Genomic DNA, 24,241 nt, shown 5'->3' with positions numbered 1-24,241 from the left:
ACCTACAGGAGCACTCGATGGTGCTCGTGCGCGGTGGCCGTGTTAAGGATTTGCCAGGTGTTCGCTACAAGATCATTCGTGGCGCACTAGACACCCAGGCAGTAAAGAACCGTAAGCAGGCTCGTAGCCAATACGGTGCAAAGAAGGGTAAGTAATCTAAATGCCACGTAAAGGCCCAGTTGCTAAGCGTCCAGTCGTATCCGACCCGGTTTACGGCTCTCCAGTTGTATCCCAGCTGGTAAACAAGATTTTGCTACACGGCAAGAAGTCTCTTGCTGAGTCGATCGTTTACGGTGCTCTTGAGGGCACCAACCGCAAGACCGGTGACGACCCAGTAGTAATCCTTAAGAAGGCGCTGGACAACATTCGTCCAACCGTCGAGGTTCGCTCCCGCCGTGTTGGTGGTTCGACCTACCAGGTGCCAATCGAGGTAAAGAGCCACCGTGCTAACACCTTGGCCATGCGCTGGTTGGTTACCTACGCAAAGTCTCGTCGCGAGAAGACCATGACCGAGCGTCTAATGAACGAGCTGCTTGATGCTTCCAACGGCCTAGGTGCTGCTGTAAAGCGTCGTGAGGACACTCACAAGATGGCAGAGTCCAACAAGGCATTCGCACACTACCGCTGGTAAGCCAGCAAACATCCGCCAGAGCTGTTCACCCAGCGTTTTCCTGGCGGATGTACTCATTAACCAAGTAACTCAACTCAAACTTCGGAGGCAACCGTGGCACAAGACGTGCTCACCGACCTGAACAAGGTTCGCAACATCGGCATCATGGCTCACATTGACGCCGGTAAGACCACTACCACTGAGCGAATCCTGTACTACACCGGTATTACTCACAAGATCGGTGAGGTGCACGACGGTGCCGCCACCATGGACTGGATGGAGCAGGAGCAGGAGCGCGGTATCACCATTACCTCGGCTGCAACCACCTGTTTCTGGAACAGCAACCAGATCAACATCATTGACACCCCGGGACACGTGGACTTCACCGTTGAGGTTGAGCGTTCTCTTCGTGTACTTGACGGTGCAGTTGCGGTATTTGATGGCAAGGAAGGTGTTGAGCCTCAGTCTGAGACCGTTTGGCGCCAGGCCGACAAGTACGACGTTCCTCGTATCTGCTTTGTGAACAAGATGGACAAGATGGGTGCGGACTTCTACTTCACCGTAAAGACCATCGTTGAGCGTCTAGGTGCAAAGCCATTAGTTATCCAGCTTCCAATCGGTGCTGAGAGCGACTTCCAGGGTGTTATCGACCTAGTTGAGATGCGCGCACTGACCTGGCGTGGAGACGTTGAGTTGGGTGCAAAGTACGAGATCGAAGCTATCCCTGCAGACATGCAGGCTAAAGCCGACGAGTACCGCGCTCAGCTTATTGAGGCTGTTGCGGATACCTCAGAAGCTCTAATGGAGAAGTACTTCGCAGGCGAAGAGCTAACCGTTGCTGAGATCAAGACCGGTATCCGTCACCTAACCGTCAACTCCATCATGTACCCAATTCTTTGTGGCTCTGCCTTCAAGAACAAGGGTGTACAGCCGATGCTTGACGCTGTTATTGACTACCTACCTTCACCGCTAGATGTTCCAGCTACCGAAGGTGGTGACCCTCGTGACGAGGAGAACCGCATTTCTCGTAAGCCTGATGTCAAGGAGCCTTTTGCTGCTTTGGCGTTCAAGGTTATGACCCACCCATTCTTTGGTCGCCTAACCTACATCCGCGTTTACTCCGGTCACGCAGAGTCAGGTACCCAGGTCATCAACTCAACTAAGGGCCGCAAGGAGCGCATCGGAAAGCTATTCCAGATGCACGCCAACAAGGAAAACCCAGTTGACTCGGTAACCGCAGGCCACATCTACGCTGCGATCGGTCTAAAGGACACCACCACCGGTGACACCCTTTGTGATCCAGATCACCAGATCGTTCTAGAGACCATGACCTTCCCAGAGCCAGTGATCTCGGTTGCAATTGAGCCGAAGACCAAGGGTGACCAGGAGAAGCTAGGTCTAGCTATCCAGAAGCTTGCAGAAGAAGACCCAACCTTCCGCGTTGAGCACGACCACGAGACCGGTCAGACCGTTATCTCCGGTATGGGCGAGCTTCACCTTGACATCTTGGTTGACCGTATGCGTCGCGAGTTCAAGGTTGAGGCAAACGTAGGTAAGCCACAGGTTGCATACCGCGAGACCATTCGTCGTACCGTGGACAAGCACGACTACACCCACAAGAAGCAGACCGGTGGTTCAGGTCAGTTCGCAAAGGTGCAGATCAAGCTTGAGCCAATGGAGGTCGTGGGCGACAAGACCTACGAGTTCGTAGATGGCGTTACCGGTGGTCGTGTGCCACGCGAGTACATCCCATCCGTTGACGCAGGTATGCGTGATGCGATGCAGTCCGGTGTTTTGGCTGGTTACCCAGTAGTGGGCGTCAAGGCGACCCTGCTAGATGGTGCCTACCACGACGTTGACTCTTCCGAAATGGCGTTTAAGCTTGCAGGTTCGATGGTCTTCAAGGAGGCCGCTCGTCTTGCTAACCCAGTTCTGCTCGAGCCGTTGATGGCCGTCGAGGTACGTACCCCTGAGGAATACATGGGCGACGTTATCGGTGACCTAAACTCCAGGCGCGGGCAGATCCAGTCCATGGACGACGCCAGTGGCGTGAAGGTTGTCCGTGCTCTGGTTCCACTATCCGAGATGTTCGGTTATGTTGGTGACCTTCGTTCCAAGACCTCTGGACGCGCGGTGTACTCGATGACATTCGAGACCTACGCCGAGGTTCCAAGGAACGTCGCTGACGAGATCGTTCAGAAAGCAAAGGGCGAGTAGTCAATACTCGCAACTTTGACTAGGATAGAAAGTCTGTTAACCCCAAATCAGAGTCGGCCTTCCGGTCGATGATTTACTACGGATCCATCAGGAGGACCCACAATGGCTAAGGCGAAATTCGAGCGCACCAAGCCGCACGTCAACATCGGAACCATTGGTCACGTTGACCACGGTAAGACGACTCTGACTGCGGCTATCACCAAAGTACTTCACGACAAGTACCCAACCTTGAACGCTTCTTACGCGTTCGACCAGATTGACAACTCCCCAGAGGAGAAGCAGCGCGGTATTACCATCAACATCTCTCACGTTGAGTACCAGACTGAGAAGCGCCACTACGCTCACGTAGACGCTCCAGGTCACGCTGACTACATCAAGAACATGATCACCGGTGCGGCACAGATGGATGGTGCGATCCTTGTGGTTGCAGCAACCGACGGCCCGATGCCTCAGACCAAGGAGCACGTGCTTCTTGCTCGCCAGGTTGGCGTTCCTTACATCGTTGTGGCTCTAAACAAGTCCGACATGGTTGACGACGCTGAGATCCTAGAGCTAGTAGAGGTTGAGGTTCGCGAACTTCTATCCATGTACGAGTTCGACGGCGACAACGCACCTGTTATTCAGGTTTCCGCACTAAAGGCACTTGAGGGTGACGCTAAGTGGGGCGAGACTGTTCTAGCTCTTATGGATGCAGTTGACAGCAACGTTCCTGAGCCTGTTCGTGACACCGATAAGGCATTCCTTATGCCTGTTGAAGACGTTTTCACCATCACTGGTCGTGGAACCGTTATCACCGGCAAGATCGAGCGTGGCACCATCAAGGTGAACGAAGAAGTTGAGATCGTTGGAATCCGCGACAAGCAGAAGACCACCGTTACCGGTATCGAGATGTTCCGCAAGCTCTTGGACTACGCAGAAGCTGGTGAGAACGTAGGTCTACTACTACGTGGAACCAAGCGTGAAGACGTAGAGCGTGGCCAGGTTGTTGTAAAGCCTGGTTCGGTTACTCCTCACACCAACTTTGACGCTAACGTCTACATCCTTTCAAAGGATGAGGGTGGCCGTCACAACCCGTTCTACGCGAACTACCGTCCACAGTTCTACATCCGTACCACTGACGTAACCGGTGTTATCACCCTGCCAGCTGGTACCGAGATGGTTATGCCTGGTGACACCACCAACATGACCGTTGACCTAATTCAGCCGATTGCGCTTGAAGAGGGACAGCGTTTCGCTATCCGTGAGGGTGGCCGCACTGTAGGTGCTGGTACCGTCACCAAGATCAACAAGTAATTCTGTAAAGAATTAGTCAAAACCCCCTCGGTTCTCCGAGGGGGTTTTGCTTTGTCTGTTTGAGCTAAAGGCCTGCCAAAAGAATCAAACCCACCCAAATTGCTTTGGGTGGGTTTGATCGCAGTGCTGCTATTAGGAGAGCATGTCCTTGGTCAGTTCGTTCTTCTCGCTCTTGTTGATTAGAGCCCATACATAACCGATTACTCCGGCGATGAATGGCAGCAAGACGAGGAACCAGCCAAGACCGTTGAGCTGCCATGCGCTCTCAGGTAGTGATGGGTCAACCCCTTCTGGCACGGTGCCGGCGAGCAGGTTGAAGCGGCTCATCAGTAGGTAGAGCGCCAGTAGCAACAGAATTGCCGAGGCCACAGGTGCGATGGTTGACCTCCAGAGGTTCTCGCCACCGTTCTGCTTGAAAAAGCGCACAACTGCCACGGAAACCAGCACCTCGACTATCAAAAGGGCGATAACCGTAACAGCGCTCATCCAGAAGAACAGGTTGAGAACTGGGTCCAGACCGGCAATTGCGAAGATGATCATTACAGCTGCGGCGAGAACCGAGGTTGCAATTACACCAAACGATGGAGCACCAGCTGCGTTGGTCTTTCCAAAGCTAGCCGGTAGAACACCGCCACGACCCATTGCAAAGAAGTAGCGAGCGCTGGCGTTCTGAAATGCCAACAGACCGGCAAACAGGCTAGTGAGTACCAACCAACCCATAACAGTGGTCATCCATGGACCAACGTACTGGTTCGCCAGCGAGAAGAGCACAGCGGCTGGGTCGGCCAGTGGGACGCCATCGATTGCTGAACGAGCAATAACCTCATCAAAAATCTTGGAGGCTCCCATACCGGTGACCATCGCGAAGGAGGTGAATGCGAATACAACGGTGATTAGTCCAATAGCCAAGTAGGTTGCCTTAGGCACTGAGCGCTTAGGGTCAATCGACTCCTCACCGTAGATTGCGGTTGCCTCGAAGCCAATGTATGAAGCCACAGCAAAAGCAATAGCGATACCTGCACCACCAGCAAAGCCACCCGCAAGAATCTGATCTGGCGAGAAGGAAGCTCCGAAGTTTAGACCTTCAGGGCCGCCGTCAATCAAAATCACAGCTGCGGTGATCAGCAGTGCAGCGAGCTCGACTACAAGCAAAACACCTAGAAGCTTGGCTCCGATGTCGACACTGAGTAGTGAAAGACCGGTGACTAGCGCCCAGGCAGCCAAAGACCATACATACCAGGGAAGTTCAATCCCCATAGCCCCCATTTGGCCAGCCAGCACGCCTCCGAAGAAGCCATAGATAGCCAGCTGAATGGTTATGTAAGAGACGATTGATACAAAGGCGGATGCAACACCAGCATTAGCACCAAGACCTCTGCCAACGTAAGCGAAAAAAGCGCCTGTATTGGTGACCCGACTGCTCATGGCGGCGTAGCCGACGCTGAACAACATCAGGATTAGACCAACTGCAAGGTAAGCACCTGGAGCAGCAGCTCCGTTGCCAGCGAGCATTGCTACTGGAACCGCACCGGTCATTCCCACAAGAGGGGCGGAGGCGGCTACCACGAAGAAGACAATACTTAAAACTCCAAGTTTTCCGGATTTGAGAGACCCGGCCGATCCGTTTTTTTGCGACATAATTCTCCTCATTGAGTTTTGGTCGTTTTGACACAAACGACTACGTTCTACATTGGCGCAAATCAATCCGGTTTGGTGAAGGATTTAGGCACTTGAGAAAGTTCTAAATCAAATCGTTATAAAGTGATAAATGGGAAAATCGTTTGAAAGCAAATGATTGCTATTCTTGATGATATGACCGAACTAAGTGGGTTTCTCGCCCCAAAGACGCCTTCTGGCAAAAGTGCAATCATTCCTCACATGCCGTGGTTCTACTCTGGAACCCTGCTGACCGTTGAGTATTTGACAGATCCTAAGAATGTCCGAGCAATCCTCCCCCCAGAGCTTGAGTTGGCAGATGAAGAGCCAGGAGCAGTCGCATTGATTTGGGCGGATTGGCAGTCCTGCAGCACGGATAAGCAAGAGCTACTCGATCCAGTTAGATCGCAGTATATGGAAGCTTTCGTGGTTGTTAGGTGCAAGTTCGAGGGAGTCACCTATTCAAGGTGTGTAGCTATCTGGGTTTCTAAGGACTTCGCAATTGCCAGAGGCTGGTTCCAGGGTTACCCAAAGAAGTTGGGTTCAATTCACGCGACTCGCGTTTACAACCGTGGGCAAGCGACCCCGAGGCTAGAAGCCGGGGCCAAGTTTGGAGCAAGCATCGCAGCCAACGACCACAGATTGGCAGAGGCAGTTGTCACACTTCGTGCGCAATCGGAGCACAACGGCTTTGTAAATGGACACAAGATGCTGCACAGTCGTTGGATGCCGTCAATCACACCTGGACTGGGAAACTCCATGGATCAGCTGATCACCATGGGCGGCGTCGACGCTGATCTGGGAACTCCTTGGGTTGGCGATGCAGAGCTCAATCTTTTCGATTCACGTTGGGACGAGCTCGGTTCGATTCTTCCGGTTCAGGAAATTCTCGGGGGCTATTTCCGTGAAGTTGGGGTGACCTTCAACGGCGGCACCCTAGTCAAGGACTTCTCGAACCCCAACATCTAAATCCAACTGATCGCCCCTAAATATCTGAGGGCGGTTACTTTGGTTTAGAAGTCCTCCATGTATTCGCGGATTTCCCACTCGCTCACGGTGCGACCGTGGAGTGGTCCGACTTCTGAGTTGTAGCGTTCGAGCTCATCTCGCTTCAGGGTCAGGAAAATCTCAATCAGGCTGTCCGAAATCAGACCGCGAAGCTCGTTGTCTTCTTCAAGTGCATCGAGTGCATCGGTAAAGGTGGTTGGCAGAATTGGAGCAGCTTCGTTTTCGTAGGCCATTCCCTCGGCAGCTTCTGGGCACTCAAGCTTGTTGAGAATACCCAGCAGTCCAGCACTCAGAATTCCAGCGATCATTAGGTACGGATTAGCTGCGCCGTCTCCAACGCGCACCTCAAGGCGCGTTCCACTGCCACGCTCAGGAGGTATTCTCACCATGCAGCTGCGGTTGTCGTAACCCCAGTTGGCCCGGAATGGAGCCAGCGTGTCTGGGCCGAGACGCTTGAAGGCGTTGATCGAAGGGTTTGTCAAAGCGGTTAGACCGGAAGCGTGCGCGGTGATACCTGCGATTAGGTGCTGGGCCACCTCAGAGAGCTCACCACTTCCGTTATCCATCAAGTTCTTGCCGTTGGCGTCAACCACCGAGAAGTGAAGGTGGAAACCACTGCCGCCTTCATCGCTCCATGGCTTCCCCATAAAGGTGGCGTGCTGACCGGTACGGTGCACGATGTCCTTGATTGCGGCCTTGAACATCAAGGTACGGTCTGCAGCGTCTAGCGCGTCAGAGTGCCAAAGGTTGATTTCGTACTGACTTGGGCTGAATTCGTGGTTGCCGGCGTAAACGCCAATGTTCATCTGGTCCAGCATTCGCATCAGGTGAAGGAATGTGCCGTGAGGGTCCACCAGCGATCCGGTGGTGTAAGCCCTGCCGGTTGCGGTCAGCGAGCGCTTGAAGCCGCCCTCTGGGGTTCGATCGGCGATGTAGAACTCGAGCTCAGGGCCAACGATCGGACGTAAACCCAGCTCTTGGTACTTGGCGATGACCAGCTGTAGAGCCGTGCGCGGTGAGAAGAGGTTGGGCTTACCGTTTGGTTCGCGTGCGTCCATAATGACGTAGGCGACCCCCGGCTCCCAGGGCATGGGTGTGATGCTCTCGGGTTCGATTTGCCCGACTAGGTCCTGAAGACCGTCGCTAAGGATGTTTGCTGCATCCAGCACACCACCCTGAGTATTGGTGTTCCAAATTCCCTGACAAAAGGTCGGTCCACCATGCGCGGAACGATCTAAGTTGCTTACCAGCAGGTCTTTGGACCGAGGGATTCCCAGCACGTCCGAATACATAACTCGCAGAACGTCGATTCCCCGCTGGCGTAGGGACTCTTTCAATGCGCCTAAGTCGAGAGCCAATGTAACTCCTTTGTCACTTTTTGGACCAACCAAACTGTCGTTTGGGAACAAACGACAGAATAGTATCTGAATCTACTCAATGGCAGACTAGAGCGCAAAAGTTATCTTTGCGTGATTTAAAAGGAGTTCCATGAAGGCCCTGTTTATTCAGCATGATCATGTGAGCCCAACTGGCCCTGTTTCGGAGCGCTTGCGCCACCATGGATTTGAGATTGAAGAGCGAACTGTTGTCCCTGAGCACCTGTTCAGCTCGCCAAACCAGGCCAACTTTCAGTTTCCTGACCTTGATGATTACGACCTCATTATTCCAATGGGTGCTCCCTGGGGCGCCTGGGACGATGCCTGCATCGGAAACTGGCTGCAGCCGGAGCTCGACTGGATTCGCACTGCTGTAACACAAAACAAGCCGGTGTTAGGCATCTGCTTCGGCGGTCAGCTAATTGCTAGGTCAATGGGGGGTAGTGTTGCGCGCGGCCCACAGTGTGAGATTGGCTGGAAGTCGATCTGGAGCGAGGCTCCGGAAATTGTGTCTAATGGTCCATGGTTCCAATTTCACTACGACCGCTGGCAACTGCCCGAAGGTGCAGTTGAAATCGCTAGGAATCCGATCGCCTCTCAGGCGTTTATCATCAACAAATCCCTGGCGATACAGTTTCACCCTGAGATTAATGCAGCGGGCCTGAAGGACTGGTTGGCCTGGGGCGGGGATAAGAAAGTGATTGAGGATGGACAAGATCCAGATATCATGATGGCTCAAACTTTGGCCGAAGAGGCCGAGTCCGAAAAGCGCAGCTTTGCGTTGGTCGACGGATTCCTAAAACACGTCGCCAAACTGATTTAGCGAGAACTAATCTCCACCTGCATACGCTTGATTCCATGCACAAAATTTGATCTCAAGAAGTCGATTTCGCCGACCCGCTTGGCAGAGGAAATTCGGCCAATCAAATCTTCAAACATGACTCTTAGTTCAATTCTTGCTAGCGCATTGCCGAGGCACATGTGAGGGCCACCGCGACCAAAGGTCATGTGCTCGTTTGGATTTCTGAGCACATCCATCACATCTGCATTGTCGAAAACAGCTGCGTCACGGTTTCCGGATGCAAACCAGGTAACGACCTTGTCGCCAGCTTTAATCAATTGGCCATTTAGCTCTACGTCTTTGGTCGCAGTCCTTCTGAAGTGATAGACCGGGCTGGCAAAGCGCAAGAATTCCTCCACTGCCCAAGGGATTAGCTCTGGGTTCTCCTGGAGCAACTCAAGTTGCGATGGGTTTTGCAGCAGGTTGTTGAAGGTGTGGCTAATGGTGTGACGGGTGGTCTCATTACCGGCAACCACAAGCAGCAAGAAGTTGGTGTGGAAGTCGCGCTCAGTCAACGGCACGCCATCACTCATCGGGTTGTTCACCAGCACCGAAACTAGATCCGTGCCATCTTTACCCGTGCGTTCCCGCGCCAATTCATCGCCATACGCGTATAGCTCAAGAGCTGCCGGTGATCGGAATGGAATCAGGCGGTACTTTTCACTGTCCGGATCGCTGATTAAGACATCCGCGTGCTCTGGGTCATCGAAACCAATCATGCGGTTTCCCCAGTCAATTAGCTTGCCGGTATCAGACTCTGGGACATCGAGTAGCTTGGCCAACACCTGAATTGGGAAGTCCGCCGCTACCTCGGTAACAAAATCGAAAGTGCCCTTGGCCAAGGCATTGTCCAGCGTGGTGGCCGTCAAGCCCCTAAGGAAGGTCTCGTAAACCGACACCGCCTGCGGCGTGAACTGTCCTTGCAGCAGTCTTCTAAGCGCACGGTGCCTAGAACCATCAGTCTCCAACAGTGAGCGCCGGGCTTGCTCCTGCTCAGCATCTACTTCCTCCAGATTTGTGAATCGCTCAGAAGTGAAGGTCTCGGAGTCGCGCAGGACTTTGACGATGTCGTGGTACCTGGTTACCGCCCAAAAGCCACTGTTGGGCGCCTCTTCCTCACACCAGTGAATTGGAGACTTCTCCCGAAGCTCTCTAAAGGCTGCCCAGGGTGCGCCCTGGGAAAAAAGATCTAGATCTGCGAGGTTGATACTCGACGCTGAGCTCATCAGGAATCCTTATGTCGTTTGGATGCTAACAATAATGACTCTAGCTAACTTAAGGTGCTTCGGACTAGCGGCTTTACAATAGTGATACAAACTTTGAGAAATTTAGGGGCCATGGCTGGGATTCACACCATCACAGAAACCGAGCGCCAAGTCAGCCTCGTGTTGGGCTCTAAAGCTCTCGACTTCGAATCAATGGCAGTAGTGGCCAATATCTTCCGTGCCTCAAATAATCTTCGCAACCACCTAGAGCGCTCGGTGTTGCAGGCACATAATCTTTCCTGGACTGGCTTTGTGGTGCTTTGGGTGGTTTGGATCTGGGGGCCAGTTGAGACTCGCGAGGTTGCGCGCGAAAGTGGCATTTCCAAGGGAACACTAACCGGCGTCATGAAGACTTTGGAGGGCAGGGGTTATCTGGTGCGAGACCGCGGAAAAAACGACGGTCGCCTGGTCGATGTCAGCCTCACCAAAGCCGGCAGTGCTCTCATGGATGGCCTGTTTCCGCAGTTCAACCAAGAAGAAACTCAGGTTGCCAGTGTGCTCAGTAGCCAGGAGAAGGCCGATATTTCAAGGCTGCTGCGACTGATCGCTAGCCATACCGCTAAAGCTTGAAAGCACTCGCTTGTTGTACGAAGCGCTTGAGCATCCCTAACTGTCCCGCCTCGGATTGGTAGTTATCCTCTGGGTGCCACTGCACTCCGTAAGCCCAACCCGCAGATGGGTATCGAACCGCCTCGACGTAGCCATCGGTGGACTTGCCGAGCACCTCAATACCATCCCCCAGGCGAGCAATAGCTTGGTGGTGATAGCACGAGGTCTTTAGCGGACCTGGCTCTAGTCCAAGCTGCATCCCTGATTCCTCGAAGTTGAGTTCTGAGATGTGATTCCGGTGGTGCTCGGTCATGTCTTGAATCAGCGAGCCACCCAGGGCTACGTTGGTCACCTGAAAGCCGCGGCAGATAGCGAAGTAGGGCATGGCCCTATCTAGCGCGAAACGAGCGAGTGAAAAGTCCACTTCGTCTTGAAGGTCATCAATGCCGTAGAGCTCATCGCTGTTTGGTTGCTCGCCATAACGCAAAGGGTTTATATCTGAACCTCCAGGCATGAGAACACCCGAGAAACCAGCCAGGACCGTGCTCCAGTCGGAATCTTTGGTCGGCAACAGTGTGATGGGTTCGCCGCCAGCGGCGTGAACCGCTTCGAGAAGTCTTCTAGCATTCACCACGCCTGCGTATCTGGTGACTGAAGTCGACTCGGCCAATCGGCCAAGAATTGCGATTCGGGGTCTGAATTCCATCGTTCTTCCTAAATTGTTATAAAGATTCGCAGGGCCTAGCGAATCAGATGTTCTAATCTAAATCATTAGTGTCCAAATGATTTTAGGGAGACCCCGTGAGTAAAGCTCATGTTTTCGGTGTTGACATTGATACAAGACACTTTATTGGCGGAAATCGCATTGCGTCTGCAGAAACATACACCGACCTTTCACCGATTGATATGTCGGAGTTGGGCCAAATCTCTCGAGGCGGCAAGCAAGAGATTGACATGGCGGTGCAGGCAGCAAAAACAGCCTTCCCGGCTTGGGCAGCTCTTGGCCCAGAGGGCCGAGGAAAACTTTTGTTCAGACTCGCGGACCTAATTGAAGAGAATGTCGAGCTTTTGGCCAACGTCGAGACTTTAGACAATGGCTCGCTGCTTCGCTCACATCGTCGAGGAGTCATGCCTAGAGCTGCCATGAACATTCGCTTCTTTGCCGACTGGGCAATGAATCAGCTGAGCCACCCCGACTTCGAGACCCGCGGCCACACCAACAAGATTTCTTGGGACCCTTCGGGAGTTGCGGCATTGATTACCCCGTGGAACGCCCCGCTGATGCTGGCGACTTGGAAGATAGGACCTGCTTTGGCTGCCGGAGACACCGTGGTGCTCAAGCCGGCGGAGTGGACTCCGCTCAGTGCCAGCTTGTTCGCCGACCTCACAATCGAAGCCGGAATTCCTGCTGGAGTATTCAACGTGGTCTTTGGTTTTGGCAACGAGGCAGGCGCGGCTCTCACAGCGCACAAGGACATCGCACGAATCTCATTCACCGGATCTGTGCCGACAGCAAAAATCATCGCCCACGCCGCTGCAGATAACCTCACCCCGGTGAGCTTTGAGCTCGGCGGAAAGAGCCCGCTGCTGGTTTTCGGAGACGCCGACCTGGAGCTCGCAGCTCAGCTAGCGGTTGAACAGTATGACAATGCGGGTCAGGTCTGCCTCTCGGGAACGCGCATCCTGGTTCACGAGTCGGTGGCTTTTGAATTCGCCGAGAAGTTCAAGGAACGCGCTCTAAAGATTAAGCAGGGCGACCCTCGCGATGAAGACACCGACATCGGACCACAAATTCACCCAGTTCACTTCGATCGAATCAAGGGCTTTGTGAACCGGGCAAAAGAGGCTGGCGCTTCCATCGTGATGGGAGGCTCGGAAAACCAGGAGCTCGGTGGTTTGTATTTCAAGCCGACTTTGGTTATGAATCCCGATCCGCTAAGTGAAATTGTGACCAGCGAAGTCTTTGGTCCGGTGCTTTGCATGCAGACCTTCTCCACTGATCAGGAGGCTTTGGCAATGGCTAATGGCACCGAGTTCGGGCTTGCAGCCGTTGTGGTCTCGGGCAATAAAGAGCACGCAGAACAAATCACCAAGAACTTGGTGGCTGGAACAATTTGGGTTAACTGCTTCTTCGTTCGAGACCTACGTGCTCCATTCGGTGGCTCGAAGAAGTCTGGAATTGGTCGTGATGGCGGAACCTGGTCATTCGACTTTTACGCTGATGTGAAGAACACTGTTTACTCACCAAATGGATGGAAGGAATAGAAATGGGTCAAGTACTTGGCGCAGGCCTACTCGCGCATGTGCCCACGATTATGCTCCCCGAGGCGGTTCGAAAAGACCTGAACGAGGGCAAGGAGCTAAGTCTGGTTCCGGGGCTAAAGCAGCTTCGTAAAGATGTCTTTGAGACTCTCGACTACGACACCGTGATTGTTCTGGATAGCCACTGGGCCACAACTGTCGAGTTCGTTGTCACCTCAGCTGCTGAGCGCTCAGGACTATTTACCTCCGAAGAGTTACCAAGAGGCATGACGCAGGTCCCCTACTCATTCAAGGGAGATCCGGAGCTGGCTCAGTTAATCGCCGGCAAGGCAGAGAAGAACGGAACCTGGATTACTCCAATTTCGGATCCGCACCTTCCAATCTTCTACGCCACTATCAACCTCTGGCACTACCTTGGTCGCGGCCTAGATGACAAGCGCTGGATCAGTGTTTCGGTCTGCCAGACCGGAACCTCGGAAGACTTTCTTCGCGCTGGCCGCGCCATTGGTGAGGCTATTGCAGAGTCCAACCGAAAGGTCCTGATTCTCGCTTCTGGAGCGCTGTCTCACACCTTCCACAAGCTGCGCGATTTGCGCAAGCACGAAGCCAGTGATCCAAAGCACATCTACACCCCAGAGGCTTATGCGTATGACCTACAGGTGCTCGATTGGATGAAAACCGGAGACCACGGCGCAATCTTGGATGACTTCGCCACCTTCAAGAAGTACAAGCCAGAGGCAGGCTTCTTCCACTACCTCGCTATGGCTGGAGCGCTAGGGGAAGAGGCGCTGACCGCCAAGGGTGTCATGTACAGCGAGTACGAAAACTCGATTGGCACGGGCCAGGTTCACGTCTGGTTCCCCCAGCCCGAAGCCGGATTCCCAAGCGCTAAGAATTTGGTGCTATCTCGTGATTGAAACTAGAAGAATCCTGCTGGATGGCTTTCCGGTAGAAGTTCTGCGACAGGGTGAGCAACTGATTGCGCCGGACGGTCGATCCGTCGCGATTGAGGACGCAATTCATCTCCCGCCTGCAGAGCCAACAAAAATCATTGCGGTGCATCTCAACTACGACTCCCGAACCCAAGAGTTCTTGACCAAGTTGCCAGCTGCACCAACCTATTTCCACAAACCGATCACCGCCCTGAATTCTCATCAAGGAGCGGTAGTTCGCCCCGAGGGATGCAAGTGGTTGAACTACGAGGGTGAAATCGTAATTGTGATCGGAAAAACCTGTCGCAACATCTCACCAGCCGAAGCTGGCGAATACATCGCGGGCTACACCGTTGGCAATGACTATGGGCTGCACGACTTCCGCGACACGGACGCCGGCTCAATGCTCCGTGTAAAGGGCTCGGACACTTTGGCACCGGTTGGCCCGGGCTTGGTTCGGGATTGGGACTTCCGCAACAAATACATCCGAACCTACGTCAACGGTGTTTTGAAGCAGGACGACAACACCGACAACATGGAGTGGGATATGCACTACCTAGTTGCTGACATTGCCAGAACCATCACCTTGGTTCCAGGCGACATGCTTTTCAGCGGAACCCCCGCCAACTCCAGGCCGGTTCAACCGGGTGATGTTGTTGAGGTCGAAGTAGAGGGACTCGGCCGACTTACAAACCACATCGTTGTTGGTCCAACTCCAATCAGGACCGACGTCGGAGCACAGCCCACCGAGAGCGAAGAGGTCATCTCCACAGCCATGGGTGGCGACTGGGAGTTCAGAGGAATCAGAACCCCTTCCAAAGACCTCTATCCATCGACTATCGAGGAGAAAAAATGATCAAAGTAAACGTGGATATGAATAAGTGCCAGCACTACGGACAGTGTGTTTTTGAGGCACCGAAGATATTCAAGCTGAACGAGGACGACAAGCTTGAGTACGTTGCAACGGCAGACGATTCTGAGTTGGGAAACATCGAAGCAGCCATTGATGTTTGCCCAATGCAGGCGATTTTCATCGTCGATTAGTGCATGACCGTGTCCGAAGGAGTAGTCGTCGTCGGTGCCTCTATGGGTGGCCTGCGATTGGCAGAAAGCCTGCGGAGATTCGGATATACGGGACCAGTAAGGATCTTCGGCAACGAGGGCCATCCTCCATATAACAGACCTCCACTTTCCAAGGATCTGCTCTCAGCCGCGGAAATTGACTTTGCTGAGGTGGCATTTCCTCAGCGTTCAGCTACCGCTGATGTTGAGTGGAACCTTTCGGCTGGGGCAGTTGCGGCTGACCTAAGCAATCAGCACATCACCATCAGCGGGGGAGAACGAGTTTTTTTCGATCACCTCGTTATTGCAACCGGGCTAAGGTCTAAACGACTCGGGTTTGAATCCTTCCCAAGCGATCGTCATGCATTGCGCAGCTTCGAAGATGCCAAGGCATTGCGCTCAAAGCTTGGGGTTGGAAGCAAGATTGTGATTGTCGGGTCCGGCTTTATCGCTTGCGAAGTGGCTGCTACCGCAACCAAGTTGGGCTGCGAAGTCCACATTGTTTCTCCTTCAAAATCGCCAATGGATCGAGCACTCGGAGAAAAGCTTTCAGCACTAGTCAAACTTAGGCTAGAAGCACAAGGGATTACTTTCCACATGCAGGCAACCGTTCGAGAACTAGTGGGCTCAAATCGGCTTGAAGCCGTGGCCTTGAGTGATGGCAGCACTATCCGCTGCGACAGCTTGGTGGAAGCAATTGGCTCAGAGGCTAACTGCGATTGGCTGGCCGGCAACGACCTTGACATATCAGATGGCCTACTCTGTGACGGATCCCTGCGAGCAGTTAGGGCCTCCGGTGGATCATGGCCAAATGTTTTTGGCGTTGGAGATGTGGCTAGATTTCCAAATCCAATCTTTGACTCAACTCCGCGCCGGATTGAGCACTGGAATATCCCAACCGAGTCAGCCAAATTTGTTGGCCAGCAGATTGCTGCCAGCTACAACTCGACAAAGGCGACCGCCGAGGTCTTCCGACCACTGCCCTCTTTTTGGAGCGATCAATTTGATATGCACATTTTCGGGCTGGGAATGTCATATCTTGCTGACGCATCTAAGTTGGTGCACGGAGATAGCTCAGGGGACTGTGTTTTTGAATTCACCCGGGAAGGTGTTTTAGTCGGAGTTATTGGTATTGGACATCGATCTGTGGTCCAAAATTACAGAGCAGTACTTGAAAGGTAGAGCCGCATGAGCAACTCATTTTTTGATCTAGACATTTCTTTTGAGGATGATCCAGCACCGGACCTATCGAAGATTCCAGTCGCAAAGCTTCGAGCTGCAATCGAAGAGCTTCCGGAGGCTCTCAAGGTTGTGGCGCAGGGAATCTTGCTTGAGAAGCGCACCATGTCAGATGTCTCCCAAGCGCTTGGCATTCGTCAGGGTGAACTGGTGACCCGGCTGCACCGGGCTCAGCTGGCCATCGGCATGGCCTTGATGAACTCACCGAGAGGATAAGTTCGTGACCACTCTGCAGAACTTCGTGGATGGGAACTATGTCGAGTCACATGCGGATAAAGCCTTGGATGTTGTTGAACCGGCAACCGGAATCACCTACGCCCAGGCTCCAATTTCTAACGCCGCCGAGGTACATGCGGCCTTTGAGAGCTCAGCACGCGCCTTTCAGGTCTGGGGACAATCCACTCCAGGTGAGCGTCAGCTCGCACTGCTAAAAATCGCAGATGCCATTGAGGCTAGATCGGAAGAGATTGTTTCGGTTGAGTCGCGCGACACCGGAAAGCCTCTTGCGGCAGTCAGGGGCGAAGCCCGTGCAATTCTCAATCAGATCAGGTTCTTCGCTGGAGCAGCCAGGAGTTTAGAGGGCAGAGCTGCCGGTGAGTATCTTCGGAATCACACCTCTTTCATTCGCAGGGAGCCAATCGGCGTGGTAGGTCAGATCGCGCCCTGGAACTACCCACTGGTAATGGCCACCTGGAAGTTTGCACCGGCAATCGCTGCTGGAAACACGGTTGTTCTCAAGCCCAGCGACACCACCCCTGCCGTGACACTCTTACTTGCAGAAATAGCCGCTGAGTTTCTGCCGACCGGCACATTCAATGTTGTCTTAGGAGACCGCTCTACTGGCCAGGCGCTGGTCGAGGATGCCATTCCGCAGATGATTGCTATCACCGGTTCGGTGGGTGCGGGAATGCAGGTTGCCAAGACTGCTGCCTTGGACCTCAAGCGAGTTCACCTAGAGCTGGGGGGCAAGGCCCCGGTGCTGATTTTTGAGGATGCCGACTTGGAGAAAGCAGCAAACTCACTGGTTGATGCCGCCTTCTACAACGGTGGCCAAGACTGCACCGCGGCAACAAGGTTCTTGGTCCATGAGTCTGTGGTTGCTGATTTCACCGAGTTGTTCAAAGCAGCTATCCAAAAATCTGCCAAGGTCGGGACCCCTGAGCAAGACGGAATTCTCTTCGGTGCGATCAACAACCTGGCACAACTCGAAAGAGTTCGAGGTTTTGTCAATCGCCTGCCCGATCACGCTCGCTTGGAGATTGGCGGAGATGATCCCATTCAAAATGGTGGCTATTTCCACTCCGCCACTTTGCTCACCGGTTTACGACAGACCGACGAACACATTCAAGATGAAATCTTTGGTCCGATTGTTACTGTGCAGTCCTTCAAGGATGACGCTCAGGCACTGGCCTTTGCTAATGATGTCAAATATGGACTGGCCGCTTCGGTTTGGACAAAGGACCACGTTAGGGCCATGAGGATGTCCAAGCACCTTAGCTTTGGAGCGGTTTGGATCAACACTCATGGACCACTGACACCCGAGATGCCACACGGTGGCTATCGGCACTCCGGTTACGGCAAAGATCTATCTATGTACGGCTTTGAGGACTACACCCGAATCAAGCACGTTATGTCCGCTATAGATTGATGCCCTCTGCGACCTCTTCCAGCACTAAGAACAGGTCATCAACATCTTCACGTGTGGTGCGGAAGTTGGTGAAGCAAGGTCTCAACCAGGTTTCGCCATCGATTTGCGCCTCCGATAGGAAGAAACGCCCGTCCTTGACTACAGCTTCTGTCAGTAGCTGATTTAGCAGCGAGGTTTTACTCGGATCTGGATGCTGAAGCTGGATCGGGACAACCGAGAGCTGTGGTCGGTTATCCAGCACTCTGAAGTTTTCCCGGCCAGATGCAATCGAGTAGCAGTACTGAGCAAGATCAAGGTTGCTATCTAGGGCTGCCCTGAAGCCTTCCGCGCCAAAAGCTGCAAGTGCCATCCAGAGTTTTAGAGCGCGCAGCGGCCTCGAATACTCCAAGGTCAGGTCAACAGGATTTGCGGCTTGAGTGTCGTGGGGCATGTATGCCTCATCGTGACCAAATGTGCTCTGCAGGACTGAGAGGTCTTTTACCAAAAGCACACTGCAAGCCTTGGGAACAAACATCCACTTGTGGGCATCGATGGTTACTGATTGTGCTCGGTCGATTCCATCAAACAGCGGCGCTCCGGTCAGCGTTCCAGCTGCTGGAGCGCCATAGGCACCATCCACGTGCAGCCATATTCCAAACTCATTCGCCAGGTCCGCAATCTCGTTCAGTGGATCCACCGCACCAGTCAATGTGGTGCCAGCGGTGGCGATGATCGCCATCGGAGTAAAGCCGCTTGCTAAGTCTTTCTGGATTTGAGCCCGCAGTAAATCGGTCCTCATTCTTCTGTTGCCATCGACCCCGATGTCACGCATGGAGTTTGAGCCCAGTCCGAGAATCTCCACAGCCCTGGTGTTTGAGTAGTGAGATTCCACCGAGCAATACACAGTCAACTTCTTGGTGTTACCAAGCTTGCGGGCAGCGGGATCAACTTGCTGTCTGGCTGCAGCAAGAGCGGTTAGGTTGCTGACGGTTCCTCCGCTGGTGAAAAGCCCCTCGGCGTTGTGATAACCAACGAATTGCCCCAACCAGCGAGCGGTTTGCTGCTCAAGTAGCGAAGCTGCCTTTGAGTCGATGGCGAGGTTGAAGTCATAGGAGGCAGCTAGAAAATCTGCCACCGCTCCAATCTCCAAACCTGAGGAGCCGATATAGGCAAGGAAGCGAGGGCGGGACTGGGCCAGGGATTGATCAAGAATCTTGGAGGCGGCCTCCAGGGTCGTCCTGTCTCCCCAGCCGGTTTCGGGAAGTTGGGTGGACAACACTGCTTTGGTCTCGGCCGTTAGCTCCGGCTCAGTTCGCCGGGGGTGATCAATTTCGGACCAGGTTTGGCTAATCCTGTTCTTGACGTCATCCAGCAGTAACTCTCGAGCTCCATTGTTCAAGCGTTCTTCGAATCGCATATTTGGCAGTCTATTGGAAGCGAACTCAGCCGCACCTCACTTCCACTCAGTGGCAAGAACCAGGAGCTATTGAGAGTTCTAGCTGGCGTGCGGGAAGCTGATTGCGAAGCTTGCTCCACCAAGCGCAGATCTCCCAATTGAGATACTCCCATGGTGGTTTGACACCACCTCGAAAATCAGAGACATGCCAAGACCGGTGCTACCGGATTTTTGAGCATCGCCTTTTCGAAAGCGAATTGGCTTGCCATCGGGAGTGAGAATTCCCTCAGGGAAGCCCGGACCAGAGTCCTCAATAACCAAATCAGTCCTGCCCGGCTGCTGGCTGAGTTGAACTCTCACTTTTGATCGAGCCGGGACGTGGAGATGTAGGTTGCCAACCAAGTTGGCCAGAAGTTTTTCGATCTGCTCCGGGTTGCCTTGGATCTTGACCGATTCTTGAATTGAGGATTCGATTTGATGCACGGAGTCAAGACTTGAAAGATCTTCAATTGCGCTTTCAACCAGCGATGTTAGGTCTAGCTCGAGGTCTTGCCTTGATTCGCTTCCTCTAACCTCGGCCAACTGCAGCAGGTCATCGATAATCTTCTGCATTCTTATTGACTGCTTGAGGGCTTTTTCTGCGCTCTGTCTCACCTCTGGGGCAACACTGGGCTGAGACAGGATGTCTAGGTAACCGCGAACCACTGTCAAAGGGGTCTTGAGCTCGTGGGAGGCATCGGAAAGAAACTTCTGCAGCGCCTTCTCGTTATTATCGAGCGACTGAATCATTTTGGATAGCGAATCGGTAAGAGTGTGGACTTCCCAGCTTCCTTGAGGTTCAGCTAGCTTTCGCTCGCCACCGATGGCGATGGTTCTGGCCTGACGAATGATTTGGTTCAGCGATGAGATGTCCCGTTTCAAGATTAGGTGGGTAACCAAAGTCGCGAGCAGGATCACAAACAGCGTGATTAGAGCCAACGGGGCGATGGTTGCCGTAGCTCCTGCATAGGCCGCATCGGTGGAGACGGCTAGTGTGATTGACTCACTAAAGGGCAAGGCTAGTTCTCTAGTTACCTGATCGCCCGAACCTATTTCGCCGGCATTTTCCTGTAGGTAGGTCTCGACTCCAAACTCATCTGTGTAGATGGCAGTCAGCTCCCGCGTGGAACCCTCGAACAATGCAGTAGATATCGGGTCGTCTGAGTCCAAAATCAATTGCGCAAGTTGGTCAAGACCCTGTTCACTCTGTCTGATGTTTTGATCCAGGCTCATAAACACCGAAACGCTGGAGACGGCAATCGACGCCAGCCCAATCAGAATTCCAACCGATGCTGTGACCTTGGTTTGCAGCTTCATCGAGCATCCTCAATCTTGAAGCCAAAACCTCGAACGGTTTTGATGCCTTGGAATGATTCGGTGTGGAGTTTTTTCCTTAGGTAGGAGATGTAGGTCTCGACCACATTGGTTTGATCGGCAAAGCCCATGCTCCATATGTCTTCCAGCAGCTGCTGCTTTGAAAGCACGTGCCCCTTCGATTCCATAAGGGCGACCAAGAGCTTGAATTCGGTAGGAGAGAGGGTGACTTCTTTGCCGTCGAGCCTCGCGACGAAGTCGTTCACTTCAACCTCGATTGGTCCGACGGTGAGGGTTTTACTCTCAGGCATGTGGCCACTTGCCCTGCGCAGGATTGCTGCGACTCTTAGAGCTAGCTCCTCAATACCAAATGGCTTCGCGATGAAGTCATCGGCGCCCAATCGAAACCCGGTACTTAGGTGGGGGCGCTCTTTACTGGCAGTTAGCAACACAAAGGGAGTGTTATCTCCCTTGAGCCTCAGACTTTCCAGGAGCTGAAAGCCATCGAGCTTAGGCATGTTGATGTCCGAAACAATTAGGTCCACCGAATTAGAGCGGAGCAAGTTGAGGGCTTCTAGGCCATCACTTGCCGAAAGCGTTCGATAGCCGGCCAGCGATAGGGCATCACCGATCATCTCCCGAACCGGAGCTTCGTCATCGACAACAAGAATCAAACTGGACACAGCTTCATGTTAGAGCGGGAAAAGGTCTGCTTCTATTTCCACTAGCAACCCAAGTGAATCTCACATGAATCTCACACAATCGCTATCGAGACTTATCTCACTGGCTTAGAGAGAGATAGCGATGAACGCAAACAGAGCAAAGCAGGTCATAGTACTTCTTACCGCCCTAACCCTTGGGTTTGTTGGCGCACCAGCCCAGGCTGCTGAACCTACCGTTACTGAAGCTGCAAGCACCACAACTCCAGTCGCCCCTAAGGATGCCGCAGCGATTGCCGCATTCAGAGCGTCGATGGTTGACTTCAAGGCAGCCATGGTTACCTACCGCTCGGCGAGAGACAACTTCAAGGTTCAGATTGAGGCTTACAAGCTTGCAATGGAAGAGATCAAGCCTGCACTTGTGGCCTACAACACCGCCAGGCGCACCATCGGGCAGACTTTTGCAGCTTCGATGACCGTCTCTGCCACCGCCTACAAGGCTGTGCGCAATGACCCTAATGCCACTGCTGAAGCCAAGCTTTCGGCAAAGACGACCTTTGAGGCAGCCAAGACCGCAGCTGTTGCTGCCCGCCAGGCAGCAATAACTGCCCTTGGTACCGCCCCTGTAAAGCCAGCGAAGCCGGAGAAACCTACTAAGCCAGTCAGGCCGGTTCGCCCATAACCCTTCCTCCTTTGGGTTAGAAAGATCCCCCGTGTGATGCGGGGGATCTTTTTTGCCATTTTGGATTTAGAGTTGTGAAGTTGAATAACAAAAAGTTGGGGGCAATGGGTAAGTTCATCAGACTCTTGGCTTTAGCTGCGACCATCACGCTCTCGGCATCCATCGTCTTGATGGCCTCCTCGACCGGCAATGCAGAGACAACCCCATTTAAGGGGTCGCAAATCTCCCAGGGCCTAATCGGAGCCAAGTACAAAGGGTACTTTGCGGACAAAGTCACATACTTCTCCAACGCAAAGCGGATTTCCGGGCCCAGCAAGTTTTCTAAAGTGCTGTTTTCGACATCAAAAGAGGACTACTTCTCCTGGCAGTGGACCGGATACTTCCGAGCCAATAAATCCGGGTCCTGGACCTTTACAACAAACTCAGACGATGCCAGCTATGTCTGGGTGGGGGAAAGTGCGGTTCGGGGTTTTAGCCCAGCGAATGCGCTCTTAAGTGCACCTGGAATTCACGCTCCGATTGCATCATCAGGAACTATTGACCTAATCTCCGGGGCTTACTACCCAATCCGTATTCAATATGGTGAGGCTTATGGCCTTGAGCAATTTCAACTCTTTGTCACTCCGCCCGGCGGTCAGCGAACCTCAAACCTTTCCCCGTTCGTGTTCCACAACCCTGGGTCGAAGAGCCCTGACTTTGGATTCAGTCAGAAGCTCGCAAACCAGGCGATGGCTCACCAGGAATCCCTTAGAGTCGAAGCTCTCAAGCCACCTGGCGGGACTATAAGTTCCAACCTTTCTGGGCTGTCCTCATTGAACTGTCAAGCTCCTAAGACTTCCGAGCAAGACGTGGCACTGGGCTTTCCTCGATCTGGACAACTTATGCCAAGCATTGGCAATCTCAAGGCGGTGATGATCTTCGTCGAGTTCACGGATGTAAAGGGGACAGACGATCCGCGAACCATCGGCCCTAAGTTCACAGAGAAATTTGAAGAGTTTTATCGAGTCAACTCATATGGAAAACTCCAAATTGAAGTTGACATACTCCCCACCTACTACCAAATACCAAAAGACTCAGGTTCATACCGAATGGACGTTTGGAGCTCTGGAGATCCGGTTGGCTACTTTGCCGACGGCATTCGCGCTGCCGATGCAGATGTGAACTACGCAAACTATGACTTTGTGATTGTGATGCCTCCATCGGGCATCAAAAAGATCATCTATGGCCCGGCCTTTCCGGAGGTTCTTGGAGCTTCAAATGGAATGCCGTCCGAACGCACAACCTATAGAGGAACCGTAGGAGGTGCAGATCAGAGAAACCAGCAGGATTTCACGGGTTGGATCTGGTTGGCCCATGAAATAGGCCACGTCCTTGGGATGGAGCACCAGTACAACGACTTCACCAAACCCTCGCCAATCTGGGATCTAATGGACAATGTTTACACCGACTCCGGTCCCGGCCTGTTTGCCTGGCACCGCTATCAAATGGGATGGCTAGACCAAGACAGGCTTGCCTGCTACTCACTTGACCAAGCACGCCAGGGGGTCATTCGACTACCGCTAACCGAGCTAGACGGGCAAGATTCAGCACTGAAGTCCGTGATGATCAGGCTCTCACCAACCAAAGTCCTAGTGATTGAGGCCAGGGTAGGCAGCAAGCTAGACAAGCTTCCAGTAAATCTCGAAGGGCTGCTGGCCTACACGGTCGACACCTCGCTGTCCTACCAGACCAGCCCCATCAAGCTGCTTGCGGGTTCAAATGCAAGGTTCCTGAGAGACAAACCGGTTGGCACCATTGGGCTCAAAGAGTCGCTCACCGGTGAGGGTTTCAAGATCAGTTATCTAGGGTTCGACAAGTCAGGACATTGGGTTGAGGTCATAGCTCAATAAATTCGGCAGAATAATGCCACTTTTAACTTGCACTCGACCTTGGCAATGTGGCAGACTTGCGGGGTTCATGAGTATTCATGCCTTTTTGGTGTGAACCACTGTTAGCAATGTGCACAGGAAACTGGGCCGGCTGCAGCTAATGACCAATAACTTATCTGAGAACTTTTCTCTGGTAGTCGCGAGTTCATTTCTTGCGACACGCCCGAGTCAAGGTATCGGAACGGGCCCTAGAAATAGGGCGTTGACAGAAGAACAGTGCATCAGCATCACGGCAGTCAATAAGGTTCGCAATTCTGCGAATTGAGTTGGCTCCAAAAACTGTGTG

At 53.1% G+C, this 24,241-nt stretch carries 22 protein-coding genes and 1 pseudogene; 16 read left to right on the top strand and 7 right to left on the bottom strand.

The window, feature by feature from the left end; genetic code table 11:
• The 4 genes and pseudogenes from AC128V_RS02625 to tuf all read left to right on the top strand — a co-directional run.
• Positions 1–155: pseudogene (locus tag AC128V_RS02625) on the top strand (30S ribosomal protein S12); the annotation flags it as partial.
• A gap of 5 nt (positions 156–160) precedes the next feature.
• Positions 161–631: a 30S ribosomal protein S7 gene (rpsG, locus tag AC128V_RS02620; RefSeq protein ID WP_482763127.1), complete on the top strand. Its 471-nt coding sequence runs from the start codon at positions 161–163 to the stop codon at positions 629–631.
• 93 nt (positions 632–724) lie between these two features.
• Positions 725–2,827, top strand: a complete 2,103-nt coding sequence (fusA, locus tag AC128V_RS02615) for an elongation factor G (RefSeq protein ID WP_482763126.1) — start codon at positions 725–727, stop codon at positions 2,825–2,827.
• A gap of 102 nt (positions 2,828–2,929) precedes the next feature.
• Positions 2,930–4,120 carry an elongation factor Tu gene (tuf, locus tag AC128V_RS02610; protein ID WP_482763125.1) on the top strand — a complete coding sequence of 397 codons (1,191 nt, stop codon included), beginning with the start codon at positions 2,930–2,932 and terminating at the stop codon, positions 4,118–4,120.
• Between the two features lie 132 nt (positions 4,121–4,252).
• On the opposite strand, the gene AC128V_RS02605 is transcribed toward tuf, so the two are convergent.
• Positions 4,253–5,758: an APC family permease gene (locus AC128V_RS02605; RefSeq protein WP_482763124.1), complete on the bottom strand. Its 1,506-nt coding sequence runs from the start codon at positions 5,756–5,758 to the stop codon at positions 4,253–4,255.
• 153 nt (positions 5,759–5,911) lie between these two features.
• Here AC128V_RS02605 and AC128V_RS02600 point away from each other — a divergent pair, with 153 nt between their 5' ends.
• Entirely contained in the window at positions 5,912–6,745 is an 834-nt protein-coding gene (locus tag AC128V_RS02600; RefSeq protein WP_482763123.1) for an acetoacetate decarboxylase family protein, read from the top strand.
• Positions 6,746–6,789: 44 nt separating this feature from the next.
• Here the strand turns inward: AC128V_RS02600 and AC128V_RS02595 are convergent, their stop codons facing one another.
• Positions 6,790–8,142, bottom strand: a complete 1,353-nt coding sequence (locus AC128V_RS02595) for a glutamine synthetase family protein (RefSeq protein ID WP_482763122.1) — start codon at positions 8,140–8,142, stop codon at positions 6,790–6,792.
• 130 nt (positions 8,143–8,272) lie between these two features.
• Here AC128V_RS02595 and AC128V_RS02590 point away from each other — a divergent pair, with 130 nt between their 5' ends.
• A complete protein-coding gene (locus AC128V_RS02590; protein ID WP_482763121.1) occupies positions 8,273–8,983 on the top strand; it encodes a type 1 glutamine amidotransferase in 711 nt (236 codons plus the stop codon).
• Here AC128V_RS02590 and AC128V_RS02585 read toward each other — a convergent pair.
• Positions 8,980–10,227, bottom strand: coding sequence for a cytochrome P450 (locus tag AC128V_RS02585; RefSeq protein WP_482763120.1), 1,248 nt, complete (start codon positions 10,225–10,227; stop codon positions 8,980–8,982). The two genes, AC128V_RS02590 and AC128V_RS02585, sit on opposite strands and share 4 nt — an antisense overlap.
• Positions 10,228–10,338: 111 nt before the next feature.
• Between AC128V_RS02585 and AC128V_RS02580 the strand changes: the two genes are divergently transcribed.
• Positions 10,339–10,836, top strand: a complete 498-nt coding sequence (locus tag AC128V_RS02580) for a MarR family winged helix-turn-helix transcriptional regulator (RefSeq protein ID WP_482763119.1) — start codon at positions 10,339–10,341, stop codon at positions 10,834–10,836.
• On the opposite strand, the gene AC128V_RS02575 is transcribed toward AC128V_RS02580, so the two are convergent.
• On the bottom strand, positions 10,826–11,521 hold the full coding sequence (locus AC128V_RS02575; RefSeq protein WP_482763118.1) for a gamma-glutamyl-gamma-aminobutyrate hydrolase family protein: 696 nt from the start codon (positions 11,519–11,521) through the stop codon (positions 10,826–10,828). The genes AC128V_RS02580 and AC128V_RS02575 overlap by 11 nt on opposite strands.
• A gap of 95 nt (positions 11,522–11,616) precedes the next feature.
• Here AC128V_RS02575 and AC128V_RS02570 point away from each other — a divergent pair, with 95 nt between their 5' ends.
• The 7 genes from AC128V_RS02570 to AC128V_RS02540 are packed head-to-tail and all read left to right on the top strand — an operon-like array spanning position 11,617 to position 17,958.
• The gene (locus tag AC128V_RS02570) at positions 11,617–13,080 is read left to right on the top strand and encodes an aldehyde dehydrogenase (RefSeq protein ID WP_482763117.1); all 1,464 of its coding nucleotides are present in this window, start codon (positions 11,617–11,619) and stop codon (positions 13,078–13,080) included.
• 2 nt (positions 13,081–13,082) lie between these two features.
• The gene (locus tag AC128V_RS02565; protein WP_482763116.1) at positions 13,083–13,994 is read left to right on the top strand and encodes a DODA-type extradiol aromatic ring-opening family dioxygenase; all 912 of its coding nucleotides are present in this window, start codon (positions 13,083–13,085) and stop codon (positions 13,992–13,994) included.
• Positions 13,987–14,865, top strand: a complete 879-nt coding sequence (locus tag AC128V_RS02560) for a fumarylacetoacetate hydrolase family protein (protein WP_482763115.1) — start codon at positions 13,987–13,989, stop codon at positions 14,863–14,865. Before AC128V_RS02565 ends, AC128V_RS02560 begins: the two co-directional genes overlap by 8 nt.
• Positions 14,862–15,053 (top strand): ferredoxin, encoded by a 192-nt coding sequence (locus AC128V_RS02555; RefSeq protein WP_482763114.1) that lies wholly within the window; start codon positions 14,862–14,864, stop codon positions 15,051–15,053. Before AC128V_RS02560 ends, AC128V_RS02555 begins: the two co-directional genes overlap by 4 nt.
• A 3-nt stretch (positions 15,054–15,056) precedes the next feature.
• A complete protein-coding gene (locus AC128V_RS02550) occupies positions 15,057–16,253 on the top strand; it encodes an NAD(P)/FAD-dependent oxidoreductase (RefSeq protein WP_482763113.1) in 1,197 nt (398 codons plus the stop codon).
• A gap of 6 nt (positions 16,254–16,259) precedes the next feature.
• Complete coding sequence (locus AC128V_RS02545) at positions 16,260–16,526, top strand: hypothetical protein (protein ID WP_482763112.1); 267 nt, start codon at positions 16,260–16,262, stop codon at positions 16,524–16,526.
• A gap of 4 nt (positions 16,527–16,530) precedes the next feature.
• Positions 16,531–17,958 carry an aminobutyraldehyde dehydrogenase gene (locus tag AC128V_RS02540; RefSeq protein ID WP_482763111.1) on the top strand — a complete coding sequence of 476 codons (1,428 nt, stop codon included), beginning with the start codon at positions 16,531–16,533 and terminating at the stop codon, positions 17,956–17,958.
• Here the strand turns inward: AC128V_RS02540 and AC128V_RS02535 are convergent.
• From AC128V_RS02535 to AC128V_RS02525, 3 genes are all read right to left on the bottom strand, one after another.
• Complete coding sequence (locus AC128V_RS02535) at positions 17,948–19,354, bottom strand: pyridoxal phosphate-dependent decarboxylase family protein (protein WP_482763110.1); 1,407 nt, start codon at positions 19,352–19,354, stop codon at positions 17,948–17,950. The two genes, AC128V_RS02540 and AC128V_RS02535, sit on opposite strands and share 11 nt — an antisense overlap.
• Positions 19,355–19,432: 78 nt before the next feature.
• Complete coding sequence (locus AC128V_RS02530) at positions 19,433–20,689, bottom strand: sensor histidine kinase (RefSeq protein ID WP_482763109.1); 1,257 nt, start codon at positions 20,687–20,689, stop codon at positions 19,433–19,435.
• Positions 20,686–21,369: a response regulator transcription factor gene (locus AC128V_RS02525; RefSeq protein ID WP_482763108.1), complete on the bottom strand. Its 684-nt coding sequence runs from the start codon at positions 21,367–21,369 to the stop codon at positions 20,686–20,688. The genes AC128V_RS02530 and AC128V_RS02525 overlap by 4 nt, the downstream gene beginning before the upstream one ends.
• 121 nt (positions 21,370–21,490) lie before the next feature.
• Between AC128V_RS02525 and AC128V_RS02520 the strand changes: the two genes are divergently transcribed.
• Complete coding sequence (locus AC128V_RS02520) at positions 21,491–22,027, top strand: hypothetical protein (protein ID WP_482763107.1); 537 nt, start codon at positions 21,491–21,493, stop codon at positions 22,025–22,027.
• Between the two features lie 80 nt (positions 22,028–22,107).
• On the top strand, positions 22,108–23,916 hold the full coding sequence (locus AC128V_RS02515; protein WP_482763106.1) for a GLEYA domain-containing protein: 1,809 nt from the start codon (positions 22,108–22,110) through the stop codon (positions 23,914–23,916).
• Positions 23,917–24,241: the final 325 nt, after the last annotated feature.

Source organism: Aquiluna sp. (genome assembly GCF_965064355.1).
This window is presented reverse-complemented; position numbering and strand designations above follow the sequence as displayed.